This is a genomic window from Limnobacter sp. (assembly GCF_964228395.1).
In the GTDB taxonomy this organism is placed as follows: Bacteria; Pseudomonadota; Gammaproteobacteria; order Burkholderiales; family Burkholderiaceae_B; genus Limnobacter.
On the sequence record NZ_CAXQZX010000045.1, the window covers coordinates 1 to 9,533 of the forward strand.

Consider the following 9,533-nt stretch of genomic DNA (forward strand, 5'->3'; position numbering starts at 1 on the left):
GACAGCAGCCAATTGCTGCCAGGCCATGGCGGCGTATTGGATCGTATCGACGCGCAGCTCCCCGTGTTGCCTCTGGCAGTGTTGTTGGTGTTTGCGGGTGCTGCGTAGTGGTGGGCATGTTGAAACAGCAGTCTCTTCTTATTCTGGGGGCAACTGGCACTATCGGGGTGAACACCCTGGATGTGCTTGCCCGTCATCCCGAGCGTTTTCGGGTGCATGGTTTGGTGGCTGGCACCAATATTGATCGCCTGCTGGAACAAGCGTCAAACCATCGCCCTCGCGTTTTGGTGATTTGTGATTCCCAAGCCCTGGCACGTTGGCACGCCCAAGGCTACGGCGAGCGCTTGGCCCAAAGGCTGGGCTACCAACCTGAAGTGCTGGCAGAAGAGGCCCTGGGCGACCTCTGCAGCGCTGGTGAGGTGGATACCGTGGTGGCTGCCATCGTTGGAGCTGCGGGCTTGCGCCCCACCTTGAGAGCGTTGCAGGCGGGCAAACGCGTATTGCTCGCCAACAAAGAATCTTTGGTGTTGGCGGGTCGCTTCATGATAGACGCCTGTCAACGTTCGGGCGCTCAATTGTTGCCCGTTGATTCAGAACACAACGCCATTTACCAATGCCTGCCTGCCGACTTTAACGTGGCTCGTGCTGATCAATTTGGCATTGAACGGCTGGTGCTCACGGCTTCTGGTGGCCCTTTTAGAAACAAGCCGCTCGAGGAGTTGGCCGCAGTCACCCCTGCACAAGCCATTGCGCATCCCAATTGGGTCATGGGTCGAAAAATTTCTGTTGACAGCGCGACCATGGCCAACAAAGGGCTGGAGCTGATCGAGGCTCTGTGGTTGTTTGGGCTTCCTCCCAAACAACTTTCGGTGTTGGTTCACCCACAGTCGATTGTGCATTCGTTGGTGGAATACAGAGACGGTAGCATGCTGGCGCAGTTGGGATGTCCAGACATGCGCACGCCCATCGCCCATGTGCTGGGTTTGCCTGATCGCATCGAGTCTGGGTCACCGCGGCTGGACCTGGCAAAAATAGCCCAGTTGCAATTTGAGGAGGCTGATTTAAGCCGGTTCCCCATGCTACGTCTGGCTTTTGATGCGCTAGATAAGGCCGCGACGCTGGCGCCCGTGTTCAACGCAGCCAATGAGGTGTGTGTAGACCTGTTTCTTCAGGAAAAAATTGGTTTTATGGACATTGTGCGCATTACAGAGCATTGCATGGCACAATTTGAGGGGTACCGCGTGGCCAACCTGGACGACGCCTTTGGTCTAGACCACGCGGTTCGCCAGCAGGCGCTGGCTGCAGCTAGATCATTGTCCGGGCAAGTGTTTTAAATGTTGAACTCGATTTTTTCTTTTCTGGTGGCCTTGGGTATTCTCGTGTTTATTCACGAGTACGGGCACTACAGCGTTGCCCGCTACTTCAATGTTCGGGTCATCCGGTTTTCAGTGGGGTTTGGAAAGCCGATCTACCAATGGGTCAATAAAAAAACAAAGGTGGAGTGGACCATCGGCTGGATCCCCCTGGGTGGATATGTGCGCATGCTGGATGAGCGCGATCCCGACAGCCTGAAAGGGCACGACATTAATCTTGATGAGTCTTTTAACCGCAAACCGGTAGGCCAGCGCATCGCCATTGTGTTGGCTGGCCCTTTGGCCAATTTGCTTCTGGCGGCTTTGTTATACGGCTTTTTGGCCTACATGCAGCCAAAGGGCATTGCCACGGTGGTTGCCGAGCCGGCCCCCAGCAGCTTGGTGGCTCAAGCTGGTTTGCAAGGGCAAGATTCCATTACCCACGTCAACGGCACGCCTGTTGGCACTTGGGGCGATGCCACCTGGGCCATCTTAAAGGCTCGCCTCTTCAGAAACGACATCGAACTCGCGATAGATCGCGCTGGGCAATCTTTTACGCTGAAACCCATTCCTTCGGCTGAAATTTCTGCTGACCTTGGCCCTGGGCTCATGCCTGGCCTGGGGTTGGCCCCCCAAGAAAACGATATTCAGGTTCGTGGCGTGGCGCAGGGCAGCGCAGCGCAGGCCGCAGGCTTCTTGACCGGGGACCAGTTGCTGGCGCAGGATGGGCTGCCCATTCAAAGTTCTTCACAGTTCACCCAATGGGTGCAGGGCAAACCTGGTGAGCCCATGGTGATCACCGTACGCCGGGCGGGCGAGGTGTTGGATGTTCGCGCCGTACCCGACGCGGTGCCATCTGAGTCGGGCGCCAGTGTTGGGCGTCTGGGCTTGTCGATTGGTGGTGAGCCCCAATGGGTGGAGCGCCCACTGGGGCCCGTGCAGTCGCTGGTGGCCGGTGGTGAACGCATGGTCGAGATCAGCGTGTTTTCTTTGGTTGCCCTGGGCAAAATGCTCACCGGTGACTTGTCGTGGAATCATTTGAGTGGCCCTGTGTCTATTGCTTCGGCGGCAGGGCAGTCCTCCAGCCTCGGTATCCTGCCGTTCTTCAGTTTCCTGGCCATGGTTTCTGTTAGCCTAGGGATTTTGAATCTTTTGCCCATCCCTCTCTTGGATGGCGGGCACTTGATGTATTATTTTGCCGAAATTGTTCGGGGCAAGCCTGTGGACGAGGTTTGGCAGGTGCGCGGCCAAAAAATCGGAATTCTGCTCATTGGTGTGCTCACCAGTGTGGCCCTGTTTAATGATATTCAAAGGCTGCTTTTTTAAGGCCTTCACCCATATTGGTCCAACCTGCAAAGGTTGGTAGGAACGATCTGAATGACAATTCGAAGTATTCTCTTTCCCGCTCGGCTGGTGGCTCCTGTCGTTGCAGTCTGCGCCCTGTCTGTTGGTGGTGTGCAGGCAGCTGTCAACCAGTTTGTGGTCAAAGACATCGAAGTCGAGGGCCTACGCCGAACAGAGGCGGGTACGGTCTTTAGTTATCTACCGATTCGAGTAGGCGACACCTTCAGCGATGAAAAAGCTTTGCAAGCCATTCGAGCCCTGTTTGCCACTGGTTTTTTCGATGACGTTAAAATCTCAGCGCGTGGAGATGTATTGGTGGTCAGCGTGGTGGAGCGTCCGGCGATTGCCTCCGTCGAAATCAACGGCACCAAAGAGTTCGACAAAGACACGCTCAAGCAAGCCCTAAAGGGCATTGGCCTGGGCGAGTCGCTGATTTTTGATCGCTCACTGCTGGACAAAGCCGAGCAAGAGTTGAAGCGTCAGTATTTGTCTCGGAGCAAGTATGGCGCGCAGGTGCAGACCCGCGTGGATGAACTTGCTCGCAACCGTGTGAGTATCACGTTCAATGTGGACGAGGGCGAATCTGCTTCCATCAAGCAGTTGAAGATTCTTGGCAATAAAGATTTTTCTGAAAACGACCTGCTTGATGAATTCTCTTTGGGAACCTCGGGTTTTATGTCTTGGTACACCAAGAACGATCAATACTCCAGACAAAAGCTGAGTGGCGACCTCGAGAAACTGCGCTCCTTTTACCTGAATCGCGGTTATGCCGACTTCAACATCGAGAACACTCAGGTTCAAATCGCGCCCAATAAGCAAGACATCTACATCACCATCACCTTAAAAGAAGGCCAGAAGTTTAGTTTTGGCAATATTGAGTTGACAGGCGAATTGCTGGGCCGTGATGAAGAACTTCGGAGCCTGATTCTTGCCAAAACCGGTTCAACCTTCAACGGGGAATTGTTGTCCGACAGCACCAAGGCCATTCAAGATCGCTTGGGCAACTACGGCTATGCATTTGCCAATGCGAACGTGATTCCCGAACTCGATCGAGAAAAGCAGCAGGTCAACATCAACATTGCTGTGGACCCCGGCAAACGGGTGTATGTTCGCCGCATGAACATCGGCGGTAACACCCGAACCAAAGACGAGGTGATCCGCCGTGAGTTCCGGCAATTTGAATCGTCCTGGTACGACTCGCGCAAAATTCAATTGTCCAAAGAACGCGTGGACCGCTTGGGCTATTTCTCCGAAGTCGATATTGAAACCCAACCTGTGCCCGGAACCTCTGATCAGGTTGATGTGAACATGAACGTCACTGAAAAGCCGACCGGCAACCTGCTGCTTGGTGCCGGTATTTCCAGCACGGACAGTCTGATTCTTTCAGCGGCCATTCAGCAGCAAAACCTCTTCGGCACGGGTAAAACGGTGGGCTTGGAGCTGAACACCAGCAAGGTGAACCGCACCATATCATTCTCTGAAACCGACCCGTATTTCACCATCGATGGCGTATCGCGCAGCTTCGAAGTGTACAACCGCCGCACCGATCCCAGCGAATTGAACCTGGGTGATTACATCATTGAAACCACAGGCGCAGGCTTGCGTTTTGGTTACCCCATCAGCGAATACGAACGCATTTCTTTTGGTGCTGGTTATGAAGGCACAGACCTTGAAGTGGGGCCGCTTAGCCCCGACCGCTTCCGCCGGTATGTCAATGCATTTGGCAATTCAAGTTACGCCATTTTGTTGAACGCTGGTTACTCATTCGACAGTCGTGACTCCGCCGTTGCCCCCACACGCGGACAAGTGCGCAGGCTCACCGCTGAGGTGGCCACACCCTTGGGTGATCAGGAGTTTTTGCGCACCACCTACCAAGAGCAGTGGTACTTCCCGATCGGCAAGTTGTACACCTTGGCTTTGAACGGCGAAGTGACCGCGGGCTTTGGTTACGGTGATTCGCCCTACCCAATTTTCCGGAATGTGTATGCCGGTGGTATTGGCACGGTGCGTGGTTACCGTTCCTCATCATTGGGCCCCCGTGACCTCGACAACGTGCCCACGGGCGGTGCCAAACGTCTGGTTGGCAATGCTGAGTTCTTCTTCCCGATTCCAGGCATGTCCAAAGACCGCACTTTCCGCGCCTTCACCTTCCTGGATGCGGGCAACGTTTTCCAGGAAAGCGAGCGGATCAAACTGGGCGAATTGCGTTACTCCACTGGCGTAGGTATTTCTTGGCTGTCGCCCGTGGGCCCATTGAAGTTCAGTCTGGGTGTGCCGCTGAACAAAGAGCCTGCAGATGAAACCCAACGAATCCAGTTCACCATTGGCACTGGGTTCTAAACGAACAACATTTGAAAATCATGGAGAAAGATTTGAAAAGTTTGAAACGCATGCTGATTGGCGCCGCCCTTTCAATGGCAGTAGTCATGCCCACCATGTCTCAGGCCCAGGCGGCCAAAATCGGTTTTGTAAATACCGAGCGCATTTTGCGAGACTCCAAATTCGCGGTTGAATCCCAGAAGCGCCTGGAGCGCGATTTCGCAAAGCGTCAAAAAGAGCTGGAAGACCTGGCTGCCAAAGTGAAGGCCGAAGCCGTAAAATTGGACAAAGACGCCATTACTCTGCCAGAGGCAGAAAAAGTGAAGCGCCAGCGCGACCTGGCAGAGATGGACCGGGATTTTCAGCGCAAGCGTCGTGAGTTTGAAGAAGATTTGGCTCAACGCAAGAATCAGGTGGTGGGTGAATTGGTTGAGCGTGCCAACCGCGTGATTCGCCAAATCGCTGAAAAAGAGAATTACGACATCATTTTCCAGGAAGCGGTTTACGCCAACAAACGCATCGACATCACCGACCAGGTTTTGACCAGCCTGGACGCGGCCAAATAAAGCACCATGACCTTTATTGAAACGAGTCTGTCCAGCCTGCTGGCGCTTTTTGGCGGTCGGCTGGCCTCGTTTCATGGTGAGCTTCCACCCGGCCCACTGCCTTTGTTAAAGGGAATCCAATCCCTGGAGCGGGCGGGGCCAGAGCATCTGAGTTTTTTGTCTAACCCCAAACTAAAACACTTGTTGCTCTGCACCCAGGCGTCTGTTGTGCTGGTGCGTGAAGGGCATTTAGACGATCTCCAGGCGCATGTCCAAGCACATTCACAGGCTGACCAATATCTGCCGATTGCCTGGTTGGTGCCCGACCCTTACCTGGTCTACGCCCGTGTTCAGCAGTGGTGGGTGTCCGCCAGCCAAGCCAAACCCGAGGCAGGCGTGCATCCTTCCGCCGTCGTGGACGCCACAGCCAACGTGCACCCCAGTGCAATCATAGGTCCGAATGTGGTGCTGGGGCGGGGGTGCTCAGTGGGCGAGGGCGCTTGTATCGGCGCCGGTACAGTGCTGGGCGATTGCGTAACAATTGGTGCAAACACATTGATTCACCCCAACGTCACCATTTATCAGGAATGCGAAATTGGGCAACACTGCATTATCCACGCGGGCGTGGTGATTGGTGCTGATGGCTTTGGGTTCGCCAATGACAAAGGCACCTGGATAAAAATTCCGCAGGTTGGGCGTGTGCTAATCGCCGACCATGTTGAAATTGGTGCAAACACCACGATTGACCGCGGTGCCATCGACGACACCCTGATTGGGTTTGGGGTTAAGCTGGATAATCAAATTCAAATCGCCCACAATGTGACCATTGGCGAGCACACGGCCATGGCGGGTTGCGTTGGAGTGGCAGGTAGTACGCACATTGGTGCCCGGTGCACAGTGGGCGGCGCTGCGATGTTGCTGGGCCACCTAACAATTGCCGACGGTACCCACATATCAGGATGCTCGGCGGTGATGAGCAGCATCAAGGAGGCAGGCGCCTACAGTGGCATCTTCCCCCTGCAAGACCATAAGGAATGGGAAAAAACAGCCGTTGCGCTGAAACAGATCATGAAGTTGCGCGCCGATGTACGCGCACTCAAAAATAAAATAAATCTTTAAAGTGACTCAGAAGCTATGACTACGCCACTCATCGATATCAAGGGAATCCTTGAACAACTGCCGCATCGCTACCCCTTTGTACTGGTAGACCGAGTGCTCGAACTTGAACCCAATAAGCGCATCTTGGCTCAGAAAAACGTGAGCTACAACGAGCCGTTTTTCCCTGGGCATTTCCCAATTCACCCTGTAATGCCCGGCGTGCTCATCATGGAAGCCTTGGCGCAGGCAGCTGGCTTGCTGTCGTTTAACTCGATGGAAACCAAGCCTGGCGAAAATTTTGTCTACTATTTTGTTGGCATCGATAATTGCCGTTTCAAGCGCCCGGTGGTGCCTGGCGATGTGTTGATGCTCGATGTGCAAGTAGAGCGTGTGTCCCGCGGCATCTGGAAATACAGTGCCAAGGCTTTGGTGGATGGCAACGTGGCCGCCCAAGCTGATCTGATGTGCACCGCGCGGGAAGTGTAAGTTTTTTATTCTAGGACCGAATCGTCGCCATGACCATCCACCCCAGCGCCATCATCGACCCCAAAGCTGAACTGGATTCCACCGTGGAGGTGGGTCCATATTGCGTGATTGGGCCTCATGTAAAAATTGGCGCAGGCACCCGTCTTGGGCCGCATACGATTGTGAGCGGCCACACCACCATTGGCAAAGACAACGTGTTTCATGGCAGCGCGACGATTGGAGGCGACCCCCAAGACAAAAAATACAAAGGGGAGCCTACCGAGTTGGTGATCGGCGACCGCAATACCGTGCGGGAGTACTGCACCTTCAACACCGGCACTGTGCAAGATGGTGGCAAAACCACCGTGGCCAATGACAACTGGATCATGGCCTATGTACACATCGCACATGATTGTCACATTGGCAGCAACACCATCATCGCCAATAGCGTGCAGTTGGCTGGCCATGTCCACATCGAAGACTGGGTAATTCTGGGCGGCATGAGTGGCGTACATCAGTTTATTCGCGTGGGCGCACACGCCATGACCGCATTCCAGACCAAACTCACTCAGGATGTCCCTCCCTTTGTGATGGCTGCAGGTTACCCGGCCACACCTGCTGGCATCAACGCAGAGGGTTTGAAACGCAGGGGTTTTTCTGCGGATGCCATTTTGAATATCAAGCGGGCGTACAAGGCGATTTATCGCCAAGGGCTTGGTCTTGCGGAAGCCAAAGAGGCGATTGATACGCTTCAAGCCCAAGCCCCAGAAGATGCCAAGACCCACTTGGCCACGATGCGTGCTTTTTTGGACCAGGCCACGCGCGGCATTATTCGCTAATTCATGCCGGTCCAACACAAGTCCTATCCTTCTGAGCCCAGTGATGTGGCCATCGCCGTGGGTGAAGCCTCGGGCGACTGGATTGGCGCATTGGCCATTGAGCCCCTGATTACCCGGCAGGGTTTGAGCGTGCAGGGCATTGCAGGCCCCAAGCTTCGCGATTTGGGCGTGCAGGCCTTGCACGGCTCCGAAGAGTTGTCGGTGCGTGGTTATGTGGAAGTGCTTCGTCATTTGCCACGCCTGCTGGCGATGCGCAAGCGCTTAATCGCTCACTGGCGTGACGTGGCTCGCCCCAGGGTCATGGTTGGGGTAGATGCACCAGATTTTAATTTGGCGCTTGAACTCGCTTTAAAGGAGGCCGGTGTGCCCACGGTGCACATGGTGTGCCCATCCATTTGGGCATGGCGTATGGAGCGAATTCATAAAATAAAAGCCGCCTGTAGCCATGTGTTGTGCATCTTCCCCTTTGAGCCGGCCCTGCTGGCCAAAGAGGGAATCTCGTCGACTTACATTGGCCACCCCATGGCCCAATTGGTGCCAAACAACATCGACCTGCACGCGCATCGCCAGGTCCTGGGTTTGAATGCCCAGGCGGAGTTGCTGGCAGTTTTGCCCGGAAGTCGCAGCGCTGAGGTGAAGCATCTCGGGCCCGCTTTTGTGGCCACGGCCTTAGAACTGCTGAAGCACAAACCCAAACTGGAGTTTGTCACTCCCATGCCGCCGGGTGGTTTAAAAGCCATGTTTCAAGCCATGATTCCTCCCGATTTGCGTCCGCGTTGGCGCTTGATGGAAGGTCGCTCACACGAATGCATGGCAGCTTCCAACGCTGTGCTATTGGCAAGCGGCACTGCGACCCTGGAGGCCATGATGTACCAAAAGCCCATGGTGATCGCCTACAAAATGCCCTGGTTGAGCTACCGCATGATGAAAGGCAAGGGCTATATGCCCTTTGTGGGTTTGCCCAATATCTTGCTTAACCGCTTTGCAGTGCCAGAGTTTATTCAAGACGCAGCGACACCTGAGGCCCTGAGTAAGGCGGTGTTGTTTCAGTTGGACGATGAAGCCAACCGGCAGAATCTTGAGCGTGAATTCAAAGCGCAACACAGCCTGTTGCTCCAGCCATCTGCACAGTTGGCCAGCCAGGCGATTGCGCAGGTGATGAAGGGGTGAGGCATGGATGACTTGCGCGCAATGGCTGCCCAAAGCGAACCTTGGCCGGCGCTGTGTGCTTATGCCCAAGCCCAAGGTCTAAACGTAATTGGTGTGGATGAAGCGGGGCGAGGCCCCTTATTCGGCCCCGTGGTGGCAGGTGCCGCCATGCTGAATGCAGACCCTGGCATCGAGGGGCTGGCCTGTTCAAAAACCCTCAGCCCCAAGCGGCGCGATGGTCTCTACACCTTGATTCAACAACACGCCGTAGCACACGCCGTGGCACAGGCCAGCGTGGAAGAAATTGATCGCCTGAATATTTTAAAAGCCAGCCTGCTCGCCATGCACCGAGCCGTGGATGCAGTCGTTCAACAGGCCGGTCTCGCGCCTGAGCGTTGCCTGGTGGTGGGGGATGGCAACAC

Annotated in this window: 9 protein-coding genes and 1 pseudogene; all 10 read left to right on the top strand. The window is 54.9% G+C overall.

Annotated elements, in window-relative coordinates; all coding sequences use genetic code 11:
- Positions 1 to 108, top strand: a 108-nt coding sequence (locus tag ACEQU8_RS03305) for a phosphatidate cytidylyltransferase (RefSeq protein WP_370261453.1), incomplete at its 5' end; no start/stop codon positions are given.
- A gap of 8 nt (positions 109 to 116) precedes the next feature.
- The gene (dxr, locus tag ACEQU8_RS03310) at positions 117 to 1,334 is read left to right on the top strand and encodes a 1-deoxy-D-xylulose-5-phosphate reductoisomerase (RefSeq protein WP_370261444.1); all 1,218 of its coding nucleotides are present in this window, start codon (positions 117 to 119) and stop codon (positions 1,332 to 1,334) included.
- Positions 1,335 to 2,678 (top strand): RIP metalloprotease RseP, encoded by a 1,344-nt coding sequence (rseP, locus tag ACEQU8_RS03315; protein WP_370261445.1) that lies wholly within the window; start codon positions 1,335 to 1,337, stop codon positions 2,676 to 2,678.
- Positions 2,679 to 2,729: 51 nt separating this feature from the next.
- A complete protein-coding gene (bamA, locus tag ACEQU8_RS03320; protein WP_370261446.1) occupies positions 2,730 to 5,036 on the top strand; it encodes an outer membrane protein assembly factor BamA in 2,307 nt (768 codons plus the stop codon).
- 20 nt (positions 5,037 to 5,056) lie between these two features.
- Positions 5,057 to 5,581: an OmpH family outer membrane protein gene (locus tag ACEQU8_RS03325; protein WP_370261448.1), complete on the top strand. Its 525-nt coding sequence runs from the start codon at positions 5,057 to 5,059 to the stop codon at positions 5,579 to 5,581.
- Positions 5,582 to 5,587: 6 nt separating this feature from the next.
- A complete protein-coding gene (lpxD, locus tag ACEQU8_RS03330) occupies positions 5,588 to 6,679 on the top strand; it encodes a UDP-3-O-(3-hydroxymyristoyl)glucosamine N-acyltransferase (protein WP_370261449.1) in 1,092 nt (363 codons plus the stop codon).
- 15 nt (positions 6,680 to 6,694) lie between these two features.
- Complete coding sequence (fabZ, locus tag ACEQU8_RS03335; RefSeq protein ID WP_370261450.1) at positions 6,695 to 7,144, top strand: 3-hydroxyacyl-ACP dehydratase FabZ; 450 nt, start codon at positions 6,695 to 6,697, stop codon at positions 7,142 to 7,144.
- A gap of 29 nt (positions 7,145 to 7,173) precedes the next feature.
- The gene (gene lpxA, locus ACEQU8_RS03340; protein ID WP_370261451.1) at positions 7,174 to 7,962 is read left to right on the top strand and encodes an acyl-ACP--UDP-N-acetylglucosamine O-acyltransferase; all 789 of its coding nucleotides are present in this window, start codon (positions 7,174 to 7,176) and stop codon (positions 7,960 to 7,962) included.
- Between the two features lie 3 nt (positions 7,963 to 7,965).
- A complete protein-coding gene (gene lpxB / locus ACEQU8_RS03345) occupies positions 7,966 to 9,132 on the top strand; it encodes a lipid-A-disaccharide synthase (RefSeq protein WP_370261452.1) in 1,167 nt (388 codons plus the stop codon).
- A 3-nt stretch (positions 9,133 to 9,135) separates the two neighbouring features.
- Positions 9,136 to 9,533, top strand: a pseudogene (locus tag ACEQU8_RS03350) (ribonuclease HII); the annotation flags it as partial.

What these genes read in the sequence shown, in the direction of transcription:
- lpxA (WP_370261451.1), top strand. Translation starts at nt 7,174, where the DNA reads ATGACCATCCACCCCAGCGCCATCATCGACCCCAAAGCTGAACTGGAT.
- bamA (WP_370261446.1), top strand. Translation starts at nt 2,730, where the DNA reads ATGACAATTCGAAGTATTCTCTTTCCCGCTCGGCTGGTGGCTCCTGTC.
- ACEQU8_RS03325 (WP_370261448.1), top strand. Translation starts at nt 5,057, where the DNA reads ATGGAGAAAGATTTGAAAAGTTTGAAACGCATGCTGATTGGCGCCGCC.
- rseP (WP_370261445.1), top strand. Translation starts at nt 1,335, where the DNA reads ATGTTGAACTCGATTTTTTCTTTTCTGGTGGCCTTGGGTATTCTCGTG.
- fabZ (WP_370261450.1), top strand. Translation starts at nt 6,695, where the DNA reads ATGACTACGCCACTCATCGATATCAAGGGAATCCTTGAACAACTGCCG.
- lpxB (WP_370261452.1), top strand. Translation starts at nt 7,966, where the DNA reads ATGCCGGTCCAACACAAGTCCTATCCTTCTGAGCCCAGTGATGTGGCC.
- dxr (WP_370261444.1), top strand. Translation starts at nt 117, where the DNA reads ATGTTGAAACAGCAGTCTCTTCTTATTCTGGGGGCAACTGGCACTATC.
- lpxD (WP_370261449.1), top strand. Translation starts at nt 5,588, where the DNA reads ATGACCTTTATTGAAACGAGTCTGTCCAGCCTGCTGGCGCTTTTTGGC.